At 46.9% G+C, this 16,881-nt stretch carries 16 protein-coding genes; 3 read left to right on the top strand and 13 right to left on the bottom strand.

Translation table 11 applies throughout. The features are described 5' to 3' along the window. Positions 1-4: 4 nt before the first annotated feature. The 5 genes from NE665_RS03080 to NE665_RS03060 form a co-directional block, all read right to left on the bottom strand. Positions 5-1,318 carry a hypothetical protein gene (locus NE665_RS03080; protein WP_117443469.1) on the bottom strand — a complete coding sequence of 438 codons (1,314 nt, stop codon included), beginning with the start codon at positions 1,316-1,318 and terminating at the stop codon, positions 5-7. A 134-nt stretch (positions 1,319-1,452) separates the two neighbouring features. Further along, complete coding sequence (locus tag NE665_RS03075; RefSeq protein ID WP_117443468.1) at positions 1,453-2,214, bottom strand: hypothetical protein; 762 nt, start codon at positions 2,212-2,214, stop codon at positions 1,453-1,455. Beyond that, entirely contained in the window at positions 2,204-3,628 is a 1,425-nt protein-coding gene (locus NE665_RS03070; RefSeq protein ID WP_233104551.1) for a HAMP domain-containing sensor histidine kinase, read from the bottom strand. Before NE665_RS03070 ends, NE665_RS03075 begins: the two co-directional genes overlap by 11 nt. Then, positions 3,612-4,280, bottom strand: a complete 669-nt coding sequence (locus NE665_RS03065; protein ID WP_117443466.1) for a response regulator transcription factor — start codon at positions 4,278-4,280, stop codon at positions 3,612-3,614. Before NE665_RS03065 ends, NE665_RS03070 begins: the two co-directional genes overlap by 17 nt. 352 nt (positions 4,281-4,632) lie before the next feature. Next, positions 4,633-5,577, bottom strand: a complete 945-nt coding sequence (locus NE665_RS03060; RefSeq protein WP_238135067.1) for an Rpn family recombination-promoting nuclease/putative transposase — start codon at positions 5,575-5,577, stop codon at positions 4,633-4,635. Positions 5,578-6,022: 445 nt separating this feature from the next. Here NE665_RS03060 and NE665_RS03055 point away from each other — a divergent pair, with 445 nt between their 5' ends. Further along, on the top strand, positions 6,023-6,433 hold the full coding sequence (locus tag NE665_RS03055; RefSeq protein ID WP_117443465.1) for an HTH domain-containing protein: 411 nt from the start codon (positions 6,023-6,025) through the stop codon (positions 6,431-6,433). Between the two features lie 296 nt (positions 6,434-6,729). On the opposite strand, the gene NE665_RS03050 is transcribed toward NE665_RS03055, so the two are convergent. From NE665_RS03050 to NE665_RS03030, 5 genes are all read right to left on the bottom strand, one after another. Beyond that, the gene (locus NE665_RS03050) at positions 6,730-6,933 is read right to left on the bottom strand and encodes a hypothetical protein (protein WP_117443464.1); all 204 of its coding nucleotides are present in this window, start codon (positions 6,931-6,933) and stop codon (positions 6,730-6,732) included. Positions 6,934-7,179: 246 nt separating this feature from the next. Continuing rightward, on the bottom strand, positions 7,180-7,599 hold the full coding sequence (locus tag NE665_RS03045; RefSeq protein ID WP_117443463.1) for a C-GCAxxG-C-C family (seleno)protein: 420 nt from the start codon (positions 7,597-7,599) through the stop codon (positions 7,180-7,182). Between the two features lie 168 nt (positions 7,600-7,767). Beyond that, positions 7,768-8,664, bottom strand: coding sequence for a glycyl-radical enzyme activating protein (locus NE665_RS03040; protein ID WP_117443462.1), 897 nt, complete (start codon positions 8,662-8,664; stop codon positions 7,768-7,770). Beyond that, positions 8,657-10,927, bottom strand: coding sequence for a pyruvate formate lyase family protein (locus NE665_RS03035; RefSeq protein WP_117443461.1), 2,271 nt, complete (start codon positions 10,925-10,927; stop codon positions 8,657-8,659). The genes NE665_RS03040 and NE665_RS03035 overlap by 8 nt, the downstream gene beginning before the upstream one ends. A gap of 32 nt (positions 10,928-10,959) precedes the next feature. After that, positions 10,960-11,709, bottom strand: a complete 750-nt coding sequence (locus NE665_RS03030) for an N-acetylmannosamine-6-phosphate 2-epimerase (protein ID WP_117443460.1) — start codon at positions 11,707-11,709, stop codon at positions 10,960-10,962. Between the two features lie 319 nt (positions 11,710-12,028). Between NE665_RS03030 and NE665_RS03025 the strand changes: the two genes are divergently transcribed. Both NE665_RS03025 and NE665_RS24735 read left to right on the top strand, forming a co-directional pair. Beyond that, positions 12,029-12,406, top strand: coding sequence for a MerR family transcriptional regulator (locus NE665_RS03025; protein ID WP_117443459.1), 378 nt, complete (start codon positions 12,029-12,031; stop codon positions 12,404-12,406). 292 nt (positions 12,407-12,698) lie between these two features. Continuing rightward, positions 12,699-13,883, top strand: coding sequence for a collagen-like protein (locus tag NE665_RS24735; protein ID WP_117443458.1), 1,185 nt, complete (start codon positions 12,699-12,701; stop codon positions 13,881-13,883). A 360-nt stretch (positions 13,884-14,243) separates the two neighbouring features. On the opposite strand, the gene NE665_RS03015 is transcribed toward NE665_RS24735, so the two are convergent. The 3 genes from NE665_RS03015 to NE665_RS03005 form a co-directional block, all read right to left on the bottom strand. Next, positions 14,244-14,843: a polymer-forming cytoskeletal protein gene (locus NE665_RS03015; RefSeq protein ID WP_117443457.1), complete on the bottom strand. Its 600-nt coding sequence runs from the start codon at positions 14,841-14,843 to the stop codon at positions 14,244-14,246. A 369-nt stretch (positions 14,844-15,212) separates the two neighbouring features. Continuing rightward, positions 15,213-15,689: a hypothetical protein gene (locus tag NE665_RS03010; RefSeq protein ID WP_256302455.1), complete on the bottom strand. Its 477-nt coding sequence runs from the start codon at positions 15,687-15,689 to the stop codon at positions 15,213-15,215. A gap of 4 nt (positions 15,690-15,693) precedes the next feature. Further along, the gene (locus NE665_RS03005; RefSeq protein ID WP_256302454.1) at positions 15,694-16,806 is read right to left on the bottom strand and encodes a hypothetical protein; all 1,113 of its coding nucleotides are present in this window, start codon (positions 16,804-16,806) and stop codon (positions 15,694-15,696) included. Positions 16,807-16,881: the final 75 nt, after the last annotated feature.

The following is a 16,881-nucleotide window of genomic DNA, read 5'->3' as shown; positions in this document are numbered from 1 at the left end:
TTGCCTACTCCCCCTTCGCTATGACATCCACCGGTGTGTAGTTCGCTTTGCTGTTCCAGTAATCCTTCTTTTTCATCAGTCCATAAGCGTAACTGCTTGCCTCATACTGATCCGTACCGGCCCATGTTTTCTTTACCTCTCCAGTTTGATCATAGATGACATAATACATATCCTTTGTTTCACCAAGCAGGCGAATCGGCTCCTGTGTATCCGACAGTGTCAGCGTAAACGGTGTCAGACGATCATCCTGTAATGAATATACATATTCCTTTTCTCCCATATACAGGTACAGATGGTTATCCTCTCCAAACATCAGCGTGGACATGGGATTCTCCAGCTGCTTGCGATCATGTGTTTTCCCATCCTTCATATTCAGCTGCTTCAGCATACCGCTGTTATCTGTATAGTAAATACTGTCATTTACGAAGATACCCAGCACATCCGCAGCTGTAGGAAAGCTTTTCTCCACCCTTCCACTATCCACATTGATACGCTCATAGGCAATCTCTGCCTGCTGTGACACCCGCTCATAGCCTTCAAAATCCCCTTTATCCAGCAGCTGATCGGGGTCTTCCTTATAGCGGTAGGCATTGACGATGAGAGAGCGTCCCATACATCCCAGAATGCTCTTGTTTTTCATATCCGCAACCGCCTTTCGTTTGCCGCTGTTCAGCTGTATCGCATACAGCTTTTTTTCACGGACAACCTGTACGGCAGAGCTCATTTCTCCCTGTCCTGTACTCACATTCTCTGTTTTCTCGATTGGAGCATACAAAACATCCCCGGCCACTGCCATACTCTCATAGCTGAAGCCATAGCCGCTTGGCAGCTGCATGAGCTCTTTGCGGTTTTTCCCATCCAGATCCATTTGCAGGATTCTGGCAGGCATTGTAACAAGCTCGTTTTTTTCATTTACCGTGCTGTCCTCATTGGCGATCAGATACAAATGGTTGTGATGAACGAGCAGCTGCGTAACCATATCAAGACCTGCATAATAGGAGGTACAGGAGGTATCCCTGTGTTGACATTCCGGTTTGTCGCATAAATAAATTTCTTTTTTGTTCTCATAGTCGGTATATAAAATATTGGAATACAGCTCACCGCCGCCGTTATCTATCGTTTTCAAACGGTAAAAGCCCTGTGCATTTCCATCGCCCTGACTAAGCGAGCGAAGCGACCATTCCTTTAGCTGCAGCTCCTCGTTAAAGGCACCTTGCTTTTGTGGCTCTCCTCCCTCTTTATCGCTTACATCCTGTTTCCTGCTTACACAGCCGGCAAGCAGTATGATACAGCATAGCAGTATGCATATTTTTTTCATTATATCATCTCCTTGCTGCTACTTTAGCATGCGGTTGTATCACAGTTGTATATTTGATAGGGCAGTTATTGTTCCTTTATAAAATGATGCAGCTTCAAGCCCCTAATAGAAAAAACGCTGAATTTACAGCGTTTTCAGTGTTTCATATAATTGTATAATATCGTAGAGGTATGCTGTCCCAAAGGTGTGATGCCCATTGAAAATCGTGAGGAATCTCCGAAATCCTCCACCTCGCAATACACCTGCACCTTTGCCTTATAGGATTCATACCCATACTGGGTATACGTCCAGTCCTCCAGGGAATCCAGCCCCAGATACTGAATCATATGCCAGGCGAATTCCTTGCGCTCCTGTTCGCTGTACTGCTTTACAGTACGCTTGTAAAATTCCAGATTCAATATCTTTTCCGTCTGTTTATCCATGGTGAAATCCCCGATATTATCATTGTCAGAGTTCAGACGGTATACCTGATTCAGCTGCCAGGCTCCGCTTTTTTCACTCATATGGGACAGGGTTCCGAATTCGATTGAAAAGGACTCTGCCTTTTTCAAATCCAGAAGCGCATAGGGAAAGACTCCCTTCGTAAGTAAAGTATTCAGCTCTCTGCTGTATTTCTTTTTTACCTCTGCCAGCTGACGCTGCTGCTTTTCTGTATAAGCACTCATGTCCGACAGATGAAAGGTTTCATTATCCAGCATGGTTTCATCACGCTGGTAGAAATTGGCATAGACTCTGGAGACGACCGGATAGTTTCTGGCAATGTCCTCTGTGGATGACTGCCACACGATATCCTGATCCACTGCAACACTGTCCTGAATATGAAAGATTGTCAGCGGAAGCAGAACAGACAGACTGCATACGCCCAGACACAATGCGAATGCGGTTCTAGTTTTCATGGTCAGCCACCTCCAGCAGAATCGTGACAACAGTCCCCTCATGCAGCTTACTGGTGATCTGCAGCGGGCTGCCATGCAAATCGCAGATTCGTTTGACAATCGTTAGACCAAGACCTGCGCCCCCCTGTTTGCGGGCTCTGGATTTATCCGCCATATAAAACGGCTGGGATGCCTGTTCAATATCTTCCTGCCGCATACCGATTCCATGATCCGTTACCGACATCCGATAGCCTTTCTCGCACAGCTCTCCCTTCAACAGAATCTTTTGATCGCCGTTTGTTGCCTTGATTGCATTATCAATCAGATTGCGCAGGGCGGTGAACAGCAGCTCCTCCTTTGCATATACCGTACAGGCAGCACAAGCAAAGCGTAGACTGCCTGCGGTGGATACAGCCTCATAATACTGCTTTAGCTGCTTTACAAGCGCAGAAATCAAGACCGGCTGCAGCTGAATTTTGCGTCCGCTTAAGGATAAAAGATCCATCAGCGTGTAAGACAGCGTTTCCAGACGTTTTCCCTCTGTATATATATAATCAGCGCATTTTTTCCTTGTTTCCACGTCACAATCATATGTGCGCAGCGTATCCGCAAAGCCGAGAATTGCAGTCATCGGCGTCTTGATCTCATGCGCGAAGTTGCTCATAAAATCTTCCCGCTGCGCAAGGTTGACCGCCAGCTGATGAATCGTCTTTTGTGTTGCTTCCGCCATTTCATCAAAGCTGCGGCTCAGCTCTCCGATTTCATCATCACTCTGAATGCTGGTGCGTTCCTCATAATGTCCGGATGCGATGCGTCTGCTTGCCTCATGCAGCTTTAGAATCGGACCACTGAGATAAACGGAAAGTCGTTTCAGCAGCAGAAAGGAAAACAGCAGCACACACAGCAGCGTGAGAAAAAAGGTTTGAAACTGCCGGTCCCGTTCCTGAAAGCAGGAAGTGATATCATAGCCGCTTTCCAAAAGGTAGGTAAACCTCCCTGCGGTAATCTGACTGCTGACCAGCATGATACGGGAATCGTTATCGTTGACAATGCGGTAGGTCTGCGCCTTGTTTAAGGAATGCTTCTCAAACAGCCTTTTTTCTCCGGTCGTATACAGAAGGGTATGCTCTGAATCCAGCAAAGCATACACGGTTTGCGGCTGATTCATGTGACTGGCGACCTGCTGAAGATAATATATGGAGCGGTTTCTCATCGCCTTTTCATCGCTGCCAAAGGAGGTGAGATTCGATGTGGCATCCTGTGTCAGCTTGGATTCCAGGGAAAAGGATTCCAGATCGTGCGTCTGCATATTGCGAGATATATAGGATTGTAACAGGTGCTCATGGTTTTGTACCATCATAAAGGTAGCACCGGTGGAAAACAGAATCGCGATAACTGCGGTACTGCTCAATGTGAGCTTATCGCTGAACTTCATCGTTCACCTCCAGCATATAGCCGATTTTATACACTGTCTGAATCACGCTGTGCCAATCCAGCTTCTTGCGCAGCCGCTGAATATGCAAATCCAGCGTGCGGGTCTGCTCAAACTCCTCTTCATGCCAAACCTTTTCATACATCGTATCCCGATACAATGCAATATTCTTATTTTGAACAAGGTACAGCAGGAGCTCGTACTCCTTTTTGGTCAGCGCGATGATGCGATTCCCCTTTTCCACACTACGGGTCGCAGTATGAATCGTGACATCCAGCACATGAATATCCTGCATGCTTTTATGATAGCGGCGCAGCACGCTTTCGACTCTTGCTATAAGCTCATCCACCGCAAATGGCTTTACCAGATAATCATCCGCTCCCATATGCAATCCCTTTACACGATCCTGCACACTGCCCTTTGCCGTTATAAAAATTACCGGAATCTGCAGCTGTGCCAGATATTCCATCAGCTCATAGCCATTGACTTTCGGAAGCATGATGTCCAGCAGTACAAGATCATAGCTTTGCTTCTCCACCATCTCTGCGCCAAGCTCCCCATCCTGTGCATAATCGCATTCATAGCCGACTCTTTGCAGATTCAGCAGCATTACCTCTGCAATGGCTTGTTCATCCTCAACAATCAAAAGCCGCATACAATCACCTCTCTCTTTTCTGTAGTATACATAATTTTTGTATCGAACTTGTATCCTGTTACCTTTTATTTTACCATACTTTATAACCGTCCTGTACGGCTTCCATAAATTGCCTTATCAACTTAAACATACAAACACAGCAATCACTACTGTGTATCTTAAACAAGATCGCCATTCACTAGCACACCTTTCTGCAGAAAACGGCATAGTAAATGGTAAAACATCACCTACAGCCGTGTATGCAGAGATAACGCGGATTACTGAAGAGCCTAAAAAGAAAAGTCATCCCTTTTCTATACAGGATGGCTTTTCTGTTGTCTTTTAAGTATTTTATTATGAAATCACAGACAGCTTATTTCTTGTCAGATTTATGTAATCGTTTTTTGACTGACTCAAAGGTATCACATTCCAGAAGTAAAGTGGACACAGTATGCATCTGTTCCTCCGTTAATGCCTGCAGCCATGTTGCACAATCCTCATGATACTTGATTTCAATAAGTTTGTGTAAGAGCTGCCTCTCTCCTTCCAGCTTACCTTCTATCTTTCCTTCCATTTTTCCGGCAGCTTTTCCCTCTTCAAAGCTGTCACGCAAGCCGTTGCGATAACGTGCTTCTCCCATCTGAATCGCCATAGCCGTTGACCACAGCTCATCATCCTTCTGCATTTCCTCATACTTGTTCATGAATACCTTCACCAGCCTTTCCTTTGACTTCAGTATATCATTTTTTTCATTATTTTCAAACAGGTATACCAATTGTTCAAAGTCATTCAACCTCTGCATTTCCTTCTCCTTTACGATGTCATTGATCACCGGCATATGTACAAAGGTGCGAAGGATGAGCGGATAGCCGCTTTCCTCTTCTCCCTGCTCATTGCGCATCTGATATTGATTGATCAGATTTCTGTTGCTCCATGCATACTCATCGATGAATATGATTTGATAAACCGGCTTTAGTTGGTCATAAAATTCACCGCTTTTCAGCTGATTATTCAATGCTCTTGCGCCATAAAATTCAAAGCGCATCATTTCCGCTATTCCCTTGTAGGTCGTCTGCATCTCAATATTGAAATGATGATTCTGTTCATCCTTTACATGAACATCCAGAATGATGCGCTTCTTTCCGATGATGCCCGGATCCAGATTGGGATTGAGTACGGTGCTTTCCTTTACCCTGATTCCGGTAACACGTTCAATAATGGTGTTGCGTGCGTACACGGAGCCTTCATCCTCACGGGAAAGGGCGTACTTAAAAAATAGATCGTTACGGTAGTTGAGTTGATTCATTGCATTTGACATTTATATGTCCTCCATTCTGTAAGGGCTCCTTACCCCCTTCTATACGTATGGAAGCTGTCAAATTCCTAAAAAATCCACGAATAAATGATAACTTTTGCTATTTCACGTAAAAAGGGATGCTTACTATATTAGCATTGTCTTTAAAGCATTCCCCTGTCAATCTGCTATACGGTTTTCCACTTCACAGCTATTCCACTCTATCTGTGACTTTTGGCATATGTGTTTCTCCTTTTTTTAGATGACATGATGTCATTTATTTAATGCATGGCCGTATCCTTCCCTGTCGCCGATTAACATATCTTACGAAACTGATGGTATTTTTCGCTTCATTTTCATTGTCTATTACGCTAAACTGTAGATAACTGTATTTAGAAGAAGCTGCTGGATATATCCGTTTATCCTGCACATACTGCATACGGAAGCACTAGAAAGCGAGGCTTATTTTATGGAATTATTTGACATCCTGCAAACCGCGGAAGAGCTCAATGGCATGGATATGAAAGATGTTTTGCAGGCGATGGGAATCAGTGTAAATGTGGAGGATCACACCGAGCAGGAGCTGGCTCTGATCTGTTCGTTTGTATCCAATTTCATCCACCTTCCTGCATGGAAGGTGGAAAATGACGATATTATCAAGGCACTGCTGGATGTCCTGGTGAAGAAGTATAAGCTGCCGGTTTCCTTTATAGCTGCAGCAGCAGGAGTGCAGGAGGAACAGCTTACGGCGTTTCAAAAGGGTGAGGACATCCCCCTTTCCATAAAGTACACACTGGCTGCACAAATCAGCAGATTAAGTAATATGATCTGTCCCTTTGATGAAACAATGCAGGCATTGAAGCAAGCATGCAGAAAATGACTGCTTGTCCTTATGCAAAAGCTGAATAGTAAAAACATTCAACTGCTGTGAATATACACAGGGTTGAATGTTTTCTTTTACGCTGCCATGCAATCCTCAATGGCCAGTGACTATTCTTCAGGTAATCTGAATTCTTTCCTTGTATGTGCACAGTGAAAAGTGAGCATATGTTAATCACCGAGCTGTTTCATTCTTATCCTTACCTGATAAGGGCATTGGAACACACAGGCTGCTTTAGGGATAGACGCTGCTGTCTCTGCCTTTCTAATATATAGAAGAAACGCTTTCTCTGCTTGCTATTTTGTATGCTTTTTCGCTTCCTCGTAATCCTCAAACACCGTGCGGTTGAGCTGTGCAGAATCAATACGGCAGAATCCACCGCATTCTCCATAGCTGTCTATACTGAACACAAAGCCATCCTGTTTGGTCTCTACATCAATGACATGTCCGTCATGAATCTGCCCCTCATCAATGTAATATACAAGGGTTCCTTCCTTCATAAGCATCATCTCCTATACTCAGAATATGCGAAATATTGTGAAAAGACAAGGCAAATGCGCAGGAAACAGGCTGTTATTGCAAACAGCTTCCCTGTACATCAAATTCCTGCTCAAATGTAAGACAGCATCGTAAATAAAAAGATCAAGCATATCGCTAAAAGATGCACCTGATCCTTTTTATTATCTGATTTTGATATACACGATAGCGGCTAGGAGGTGATACAACGCTCCATGCCTTTTCTTCCCCTATACCTGTATGTCGCTGACCTTTGCATCCCATTCCCGGATGACCTCTTCCAGAACCGCTGCAGCAGTTTCCACCGTGCGTTCACATTTCTTTTCCTTGCTGTGATACACCGGCTTGATTTGGGCACATAAACGGGAGCCCATTTTATTCTGGAATGCAATGACAAGCTTCTGCGTCAGCGTACGAAGAAAGGCGCAGTCGTGTGCTTTTGTTTCCACATAGCGTGCTGAAACAACACAGGCAGCTCCGCACAATGCTCCACACACATCCCCAATCTGAAAGCCGCCGCCAAAGGCCGCTGTCATGATCATATCTCTGTCATGCAAATCTAGACCATATACCTCATTGCCTGCACGAATGATACTTTCCGCACAGTTATAGCCCATATGATAATATTTCACTGCTGTTTCTGCTAACATAGCTAACCCTCTTTCTTTATTTTACGTATTCAGTATACCAAAAGTTTCTGTGGAAGGAAACTATGAGTTTTTCCACTGTCCCATTTCAATATGGAAAACTGCCGGATTCCTCCGACAGTGTTACCGGCGTATCGTAATGCAGTGTGTTCCTGCAGCACTGCCCTTACTTTATCCGCCGATATTCGCCTGCATACCGAGTTTTTCCGCATAGTCCCGATAATACGCAAGCTCCTCTTTCTGCAGCATCGATTTTGACAAGGTATACGGTTTTCCCATTTTTTCGTATTTCACCTTTCCCAGCGTATGATACGGAAGAAGGTGAACCTCGCGGACACCAATGGATTTCAGATACTGCAATGCATGCTCCAGCGTAGCTTTATCATAATTGAAGTCCGGTATCACCGGAATACGGACGATGACCTTTTGTGGATTCACCTTGAGAAGATAGCGCAGGTTCTCTTTAATCAATGCACCATCCGCACCGGTTACCGTATGCAAAACTGCATCATCCGGATGCTTGAAGTCAAATAGAAACAGATCAATCAGCGGCATCATGCGAATCAGTAAGTCGCTGGCGTAATTTCCTGTTGTTTCCACAGCAGTGTGAAAGCCCTCCTGCTTACAGGCATGAAGCAGCTTCCACAAAGCGTCCTGCTGAACAAATGGCTCCCCACCGCTGAAGGTGATTCCACCGCCGGAGTTTTCATAATAGTCCCGATCCTTACACAGCTCCTCCATGATCGCTTCCAGCTCCATTTCTATTCCCTGAAATGCTATGGCATCCTGCAGACACGCCCGTTCACAGGCACCGCAGCGCTGACAGCGAGCCTCCTGATACGTAAAGACACCCTGCTGAAAGGTAATCGCCTGATGCGGACATGCCTGCTCACATGCCCGACATGCGACACAGCGCATGGCATTATGAAACATCGTACGCTTCACACTCTGTGTTTCCGGGTTGGCACACCATGGACAATACAGAGGGCAGCCCTTTAGAAAGAGTGTTGTGCGAATTCCCGGACCATCATGTGTCGCAAAGCGTTCTATATTGGTGATGTTAATCATACAGCATCCTGCTTAGCAATTCATCCTGAATATCTCTTGTAAGATTCACGAAGACAGCACTGTAGCCGGCAACACGAACAATCAGATCCGGATAATTTTCCGGATGCCTTTGCGCGTCCTCCAGTACGCCGTGATCCACAACGGTCACCATCAGTTGGCAGCCGCCTTTTTTGAAATACGTATCAAACAGGATTCGGATTTTATCTCGATCCTCATTGAACATCCGTGGTGTAAATTTGATATTCTGTACACTGCCGCCATGATATTTTGCCTGAAATTTGCTTAGGGAATTCAGACAGGCTGTCGGTCCGCTCTTTGCAGCACCGCCCTGCGGATTATTTGCAGGATTCATAAAGACGCCCGTTTTCCGTCCATCCAGACTGGCAAAGGTTTGATGCCCCCAATCTGTATTGGTCTGATTATTGGATATAACGATCAGATAATAGCCCAGACCCGCATCGATTCCCCGCTGCCGGATTCCCTTTGCGACGAATTCATAGAGATCATTGGCAAGTGCATCACATTCCGGCTTGTCATTTCCATATTTGTCTACATGCAGCAAATCTCTGCGAAGCTGTTCATAGCCCTCAAAATCAGCAAGCTGTGCCTCGTGGAGCTGTTGTAGTGTGTATACCTTATCCTCATATACCAGCTTACGAATCGCATACAGAGCATCACTGGCATTGATATTTCCATAGGTTTCATTGGTACCACCCAGAATCTGTACACCGCCGTCAAGCAATGCCCTTCCGCGGGAGATACAATCATCCATCAGAATCGAGGTAAACAGGAAGGAGGCCTCCTGATTCATCACCTCATAGGAATGCTTCTGCGCTTCCACGCTGAGGTCAAAATAATAATTCAGCAGCTCCTTATAGGTATCATACAATTCATCAAAGGTGGTAAATGCACTGCACTCCGGTATGGCTACCGGGCCGTTTTTCGCCTTGCCGTCCATTGGATCAATGCCTGCATGTAAGGTGATATTAAGAAGCTTCAACAGGTTTAACAGCGTATTCGGTGTTCCGACGCTTTTTCCCTGAATGACGAATTCACCACAGCCAAAGGGAACATACTGCTCCGCTATTTCACGGGATACACGCATTCCATACATGACAGCCTCAATATTGACATCATCGTTGTACAGCGTCGGATAGGTTGCACCGGACCCGATGCAGTCGTATGCCATATCCATAATATCGGCCGGGGTATGTTTACTGAAGCGAAGGGTAAACTGCGGCTCCACATACCGGGTATCCCGGCAGACACGCAGACAGATTCGTGCAAAGGTATCGCCTTCCTTTGGATGCTCTCTGCCCTCACCCCCGACGATAATACGTCCATTGACGGTGGTACGGCGGTTTTCAATCATCTTCCACAGAGATTTCAGATATCGGTAGGCTTCCTCCTCTGTAAGGACTCCATCCTCCAGATCTCGCTGCAGATATGGCCCCAGCACATCATCCATGCGCCCGTAATTGATAACGCCTGCCACTAAAGCATAAATCCAGAACAGCTGCAGTGCCTGATGAAAGGTGGATGGCTTTTGTGTACGAATAACTGTCAGATCGCGTTCCATCAGCTCCAGATCCTGCAATCGACTGCGCGTAGCATGCTGCTTCGCTTCCCGTACCAGCGCAATCTGGCGATCGATAACCTCCTGCAGCAGCTCCAGACTTTCCACACAGCTATCTAAAAAGACATTGGCTTTCTGTGAACGAATCAGCGCCTTGAGCCCCTCCAGTCCATGATTCATCAGCTTTTTGTAATTCAGCATCATCCCGGATAAGCGTGCAGTTGCCATCAGGGGGTAGGAGCAATCGATAAAGCGACCAATCGTAGCATCATTTAGCACATCTGCACAATAGATGGCCTTGGTGTCATGCTCCTCCCAATAGGCGTACAGGGCATCCACTCTGGCCTTTTCTTCCGCACTGTCAAGCTGTTCCTTGAACGAGCGAAGCTTATGAAAGACACAGTAATGAGAGACACCACCGATGCTTGTTACACTGCCAAAGCCAATCGGCAGAAAATCCAGACGTCCGGCCAGCAGATCATCGTCTTCAATGCTCCGAAACAGAGCTGGGAAAATGGTACGCAGGCAGCGTATTTCACGTTCTGCCTTATCCAGTCCTGCACTGGCTTTATGCGCCTGTGTATATGCCTCCATGATCGCCAGCTGTTCCTGTGGTGATTTCTCGCACGGAATCGGTTTGGAAACCTCAACATTCTGCGCGCCGTCAATACTGATTTTCTTTTTCATGCTCCTGTGCCTTCCTTTCTTATGCTATGGGATCAGTGCTTTGCTTTTTCTGCTTCTCTCCAGTTATCCTGATAGCCGCCAAGCAGATCAACAAAACGCTTTGCGGTCAGATGCGGACGGGTGATGGCACTTCCTACGACAACGGAATGCGCTCCCAGATAAATACATTTCATCGCATCCTCCGGTGTGTAGATATGTCCCTCCATCATGACGAATGCATCCTCGCGGAAGGTACGGCACATTTCCGCAAACATGCGGTAATCCGCACCCTCGATATGCTCAGTTTCCTTTGTATATCCATACAGCGTCGGCGCAACGATATCCGCTCCGTTTTCCACTGCGCGTGCTGCCTCTTCCATATTGGAAACATCCGCAAAAATAATAGCTTCCGGAATTTCCTTCTTCACTGTTTTAATCAAATCCCATGCCTTTGTTTTTTCGTGTGTAATCTGTGCGGTACAATCCAGCGCAATGATTTCCGCTCCAGCCTCCCAGACAGCTCTTGCGGCATCCATCGTCGGTGTGATAAAAACATCTGTATCGTCATGCCAGATTTTCCATAAACCGATCATTGGCAAATCGACCTTGTCCTTGATCGCTTTGATCTGCTCGGGAGAGTTAGCGCGGATTCCCACAGCACCTGCCCATTTGGCAGCCTCCGCCATTTTTACTACGATGTCATCGGTATAGATAGGGTCATCCTTCTGTACCTGACAGGATACGATCAGACCGTCTTTCAGACTGTCCAGCAGCGCTCTTTTCTTAGGATCAGTAGTTTTCATTCCATGTTCTCCTTTTCTGTGTCCTTTTTACAATTTTATTATAGAAGTAAGCGAAGAGGATGTCAATCTTTTTATCTCATTTTAATTTATTTTGATTCATAACGATTCAACACAGGTTCTGTCTATGCTGCTAGTGTATATGTGTCATAACGTGAGCACTCACATTCCCACAAGTTTTATAATCTTTAAACAAACGTATTGACTTAGAGTATACTCCAGGTGGTATAGTAAAGCCGATAGATATCTCTACATGACGGAATTCACATCGTCATAGTCAGATTTATACGAATTCAGATATAGTAGATAAGGAGGTACGATTATGACGATTGCTGAAGTCAGCCGTATGTTTGAAATTTCCGCAGATACCCTTCGCTATTATGAACGAATCGGACTGCTTCCTGCGGTTCCGCGGACTTCCGGCGGCATCCGTGATTACGGTGAAAAGGATTTGGGGTGGATTGAGTTTATCAAATGCATGCGAGGTGCGGGGCTGCCGATTGAAGCTTTGATTGAATATGTTGCATTGTTTCAGCAGGGTGATGCATCTGCTCAGGCACGGCTGGAGATTTTAAAGGAGCAGCGTACACTGCTGCGCAAAAGGCTTGAGGAAATGCAGGCAACCCTGAAGCGGCTGGATACAAAAATCGAGGGCTATGAAGACGGTCTTGCCAGAGCAGAGAAAAAGCTGAGAGAGTGATGCTGGTTAAAAGAATAATAGAAAAGATACAGGGCTTCGTATGAAGAAGATTCTGTATCCTTTTACTATAAGGAAATGAATCATCATCGGGTATGCTGCCTTCACGCTTGATGAGGCGGAATCAAACACCCCTGCTCAGGGACACACATTTCTTCAGCGGCCACATCTGTTTTTCGCACTTATTCCTGTGCGATATATACTGCTGGGCATTTGCCATGAGCAGAATGTCCCTGCACACATAGGATAAAACGGATAAAGAAGTATTTAAAATCCGACAGGATGAGGTGAAAAGATGACATATCAGGATGAATATTATGATGATTATACAGACAACCTCGCAACGTATGAGGATGAGCATGCATTGCAAGAGGACAATTTTCAGGAAGCAAGCTGTGTACCCTATCCGGATACCTGTTGTCCGGGGCCAAGAGGGCCAAGAGGCTTTCGCGGGCCGGCAGGGCCAACCGGACCGATGGGGCCGACTGGACCAGGCATCGGGGTAACCGGACCGACGGGACCAACGGGTGCTACCGGAAATACCGGAGCGGATGGCGCAACCGGACCGACGGGGCCGCGGGGAGCAACCGGAGCGACAGGAAATACCGGGGCCTCTGGTATCACAGGGGCAACTGGTGCCACCGGGGAAAATGGTGCGACAGGACCGACCGGAGCGATGGGACCAGCCGGTAGCCCGGGACCGCAGGGCTTGCTTGGACCGACCGGACCGACGGGAGCTCCCGGTGTGACCGGGCCGACAGGAAATATCGGACCAACCGGCTTAGATGGAAGAGATGGACCAACGGGAGCGACAGGTGCTACCGGCATGACGGGGGCAACTGGAGCTACCGGAGCGCGCGGGGCAACTGGTAATACCGGAGCGGATGGCGCAACCGGAGCTACCGGAAACACCGGAGCAACCGGGCCGCAGGGACTCAGAGGTCTGCAGGGGCCAACGGGGCCAACCGGGTTAAGAGGGGCAACAGGACCGACGGGAGCTGACGGAATGATGGGACCAACGGGTCCGACCGGAAGCACAGGGCCTACCGGAGCAACCGGAGCGACAGGACCGCGCGGCATCGAAACACAGTCCTTTGCGAGCTTTGCAGACTTTGCGAAAGCCTTTGTCAATGCTCAGCCAATGGCATTATATCCAAGCATTGCGGATACAACAGGGAATATCACAGCAACCTCCACGACCTCCCTGCTGCTGCAGCCAGGCTTCTATCAGATTTCACTCGAGGTCAGTACGATTTTAACAACGGCCGGCTATATGCAGATCACACCAGCCTACAATGGAGCACCGCATATTGAATTTGGCATTTATTCACGCACAGGCTCTCCACAGAACACAGCAGAGGGAAGCAGTCATTTCATAATTGAAGTGACGCAGGCAACACCGTTCACTGTCAACTACAATTCCAATGTAGCCAATACAGACGGACAGCTGACACTGGTCATCGTCAAGCTGGAGCGTTAAATCTGGAAAGGCAGCTGTAAACACAAGCTTTCAGGAAGCTTTTTGGCATAATAAAAAAGGCGGAATAAACTATTTCCGTCTTTTTACGTTGGGGACTGCAAGGCAGTCTCTTCCTTTCCAGATACATGTGATCATCTTGGGGATGGATCATCACATACCCATATTTTACAGAAAAGTCTGGCCTTCGATAAGCTTTCCAGTGCAACTTGACATATATCTTATATTTTTTTAATCATTGCATTTCTTACAGGAAATCGTCAAAATGCCCTTTCCACCTTTGCATACACATGCCTTGTCCGTCTGTATGCTCTAAATATAAAAAATTCCTGACAGCCTTCATACTGTTTCAGGAATGATTTTTTATGCTTCCTTTTTTGCACTGTCTGCTTCCTTGATGCCAATCATGACACAGCCCTGTATAACTGCACCCTGATCAACACTGATAGACGCAGCAGTGATATCTCCGCTTACCTGTGATTTTTCACTCAGACGGATATGACCTCCTGCATGGATATCTCCTCGAACAGCACCGCCGTTTTCCAGTGCGGTCGTTGTGATATTTCCTTCCACTGTGCTTTCCTGTGATATCTTCAATGACTCTCTGCATTCGATATTTCCATGTATCTCAGCCTGTATGATCGTAGCATCCTGACATAGGATATCGCCTTCCACGCTGCCGTAAATCTGGATACTTTTACTGCACTTGATGTTTCCTTTTACACGACCGTAGATTGTCAGGTCATCGTCTGTGCTGACATCTCCCGTTAATTCTGTATGTTCTCCGATCAGAGAAGTGCTATCCTGTGGCTTTACAGGCAGCTCCACGTCTTTGTTTTCTTCCATTTCAATCACATCCTCCTTCTTGGGTTCTGTGTGAACCACTTCATCCTGCGGCAGATCAACTTCATGATTCTGCTGTCTGGCCTCATATATTTTTTTCTGTTTCTGATACCAGCCCATTAGCATCCCCCTTTCAAGGAATTACAGTCTTCTGATATATGTATAAATATATCATTTCAGCAAAATAATTAAAATACAAAAAAGGCAAAAAAACGCTTTATTTATCGGTTTATTTCACTTTTTTATCATAAAACTTGACATTTGTATAATCCGCATATTTTATCACCATTTTGATTTTATAAAAGATGAAGTATCGAAGGACTGAATCCATGCTTTTTTCTTTATATTTATCTCTATATTTACAGAATAAGCTGGCAGAGGCTTGTCTATAGGCATCGTACCTGCGAGTGTTCTTTGCGTGCAGCGGCGCAAATGAAAAGCCGGTTCACAGGATTGCATACGTTTCTGTAAATCGACTGTTATTCTATGTTAAAAGGTATGCTTCTGCTCGCTCTGCAGCACCTTCACATATTTATAGAAGGTCGCCTTTTTCAGTGAGGTCCTTCTGCGGTAGGTCTCCAGCGGGATATGGTTCTTCTGACAGTATTCCACCTGTTCCTTGAAATCCTCCGGCAGACTCGCACGCGGTCTTCCATAGCTCCCCGCTCCCTCTTTCTTCTTCTCCAATGCCTTCACGATCCCCTTATACTGCGCCTTCTTCAGCTCCTCCCGCTTCTTTCGTTCCTCTCGCTTCATCAGATACAGGATGTCCAGATACACATCCGGGGATATCCGCGCATCCTTCACCTGTAGACGGATATCCTTTTCCCCACAGTAGCGCAGCTTCTCCTCCAGATCCTGCTCATCCCTGCAGAATGCACTCAGCGACAGCACCTCCAGCACATCCTTCTCCATCAGCTTCCCCTTCAGCTCTCCCCAGTTGTCCTCATATCTTCTTACACACATACCTTCAACTCTCCTTACGTCTCTTCCTTACCCTGCTTCCCTTTCCGCTCTTTTTCATATACAGGCCGCCGACCAGACTCACTCCGAGGAATCCGGCTGCCGCAAACATCGCCGTGCTTCCCAGCGCCAGCTTCTGATCCACCCTTCGGCTTCCACCTACCAGTCCGCTCACCCACGTGTTCAGACTCTTCTCCTCCACTGGCAGACTGCGCTGTGAAAACACATAGTCCTTCCCCGGTGCCATCCTCACCTCGATGATGTTCTCCTCATCGATCTGCAGGTCCTTTCGGATGTAGACCAGATCCCGCTGTTCTACCGAATACTGATACACCCCGTATGCGTGATCCCAGCTCGCAGGTACTCCGATCCCGATATACACCGGTACCTTGAGCTGTGCCTGCTCACACTGCAACAGATACACGATATCGTTCGTCCCTGCCATCTGATACATGCTCTTCTTATGCTCACACTTCGCGCCGAACTCGAACTGCAGCTCTTCCTCCTTCAGCTCCTTCACATCCTCATACAGGATCCGCAATCGGTAGTGCATCTTCCCTTCGCTTCTGTCCACGACGCGCATCACGATGTTCTTCTGCTCTTCCTTCGCCTTTTCGATCAGTGCCGGATAGATCGTCAGATGCTCCTGCTTCTCCTCCCAGCGATAATACACGACGCCCTTTGCTCCGGTGCCGTCCCTGCGGATCCCATAGACCTCCTGATTCGCATCTGCGATATTCGGTCGCAGACTCATCAGTGAAGCATTCTTCCCGCCGTTTTCCTTGCCTTTCCCTATCTCATTCTCTTTCTTGGAGGTGGTCTCTTTATCCTTATCTCCCGGTGTCTTGTCCTTCTCCGGAGCTATCGGGTCTTCCTTCTTCGGTGTATCCGTATCCTTGGGGTCTTCCTTCGACGGATCGTCCACCACCGGTACATCGATATCGATGTCACTGTCCACATTGCCGTACAGTGCGCCGTACATCTCTCCCTCCATCTCCTGGGAATAGGGGAGATCGGTCACGATGCTCCCGTTCTCATCATGCTCATTCGCATCCTCTGCCTGCACTGTCTGCAGGCTCATCGTCATCAGGATCATGAGCAGGATCGCTGCCTTCTTCATGTCTTTACACCTCCTCTCAGTTCAGTATGTGTACGACATTCTCCGTCACTGCCTCTCCTACGAACTGCTCACTCT

It is taken from the genome of Clostridium sp. DFI.1.208 (genome assembly GCF_024463855.1).
GTDB lineage: Bacteria > Bacillota_I > Bacilli_A > Erysipelotrichales > Erysipelotrichaceae > Clostridium_AQ.
The sequence above is the reverse complement of the archived record's forward strand: the minus strand, read 5'-3'. Positions and strand labels throughout refer to the sequence as shown.

Coding starts and splice junctions, on each gene's coding strand:
- NE665_RS03080 (WP_117443469.1), bottom strand. CDS start 1,318: ATGAAAAAAATATGCATACTGCTATGCTGTATCATACTGCTTGCCGGC.
- NE665_RS03075 (WP_117443468.1), bottom strand. CDS start 2,214: ATGAAAACTAGAACCGCATTCGCATTGTGTCTGGGCGTATGCAGTCTG.
- NE665_RS03070 (WP_233104551.1), bottom strand. CDS start 3,628: ATGAAGTTCAGCGATAAGCTCACATTGAGCAGTACCGCAGTTATCGCG.
- NE665_RS03065 (WP_117443466.1), bottom strand. CDS start 4,280: ATGCGGCTTTTGATTGTTGAGGATGAACAAGCCATTGCAGAGGTAATG.
- NE665_RS03060 (WP_238135067.1), bottom strand. CDS start 5,577: ATGTCAAATGCAATGAATCAACTCAACTACCGTAACGATCTATTTTTT.
- NE665_RS03055 (WP_117443465.1), top strand. CDS start 6,023: ATGGAATTATTTGACATCCTGCAAACCGCGGAAGAGCTCAATGGCATG.
- NE665_RS03050 (WP_117443464.1), bottom strand. CDS start 6,933: ATGAAGGAAGGAACCCTTGTATATTACATTGATGAGGGGCAGATTCAT.
- NE665_RS03045 (WP_117443463.1), bottom strand. CDS start 7,599: ATGTTAGCAGAAACAGCAGTGAAATATTATCATATGGGCTATAACTGT.
- NE665_RS03040 (WP_117443462.1), bottom strand. CDS start 8,664: ATGATTAACATCACCAATATAGAACGCTTTGCGACACATGATGGTCCG.
- NE665_RS03035 (WP_117443461.1), bottom strand. CDS start 10,927: ATGAAAAAGAAAATCAGTATTGACGGCGCGCAGAATGTTGAGGTTTCC.
- NE665_RS03030 (WP_117443460.1), bottom strand. CDS start 11,709: ATGAAAACTACTGATCCTAAGAAAAGAGCGCTGCTGGACAGTCTGAAA.
- NE665_RS03025 (WP_117443459.1), top strand. CDS start 12,029: ATGACGATTGCTGAAGTCAGCCGTATGTTTGAAATTTCCGCAGATACC.
- NE665_RS24735 (WP_117443458.1), top strand. CDS start 12,699: ATGACATATCAGGATGAATATTATGATGATTATACAGACAACCTCGCA.
- NE665_RS03015 (WP_117443457.1), bottom strand. CDS start 14,843: ATGGGCTGGTATCAGAAACAGAAAAAAATATATGAGGCCAGACAGCAG.
- NE665_RS03010 (WP_256302455.1), bottom strand. CDS start 15,689: ATGTGTGTAAGAAGATATGAGGACAACTGGGGAGAGCTGAAGGGGAAG.
- NE665_RS03005 (WP_256302454.1), bottom strand. CDS start 16,806: ATGAAGAAGGCAGCGATCCTGCTCATGATCCTGATGACGATGAGCCTG.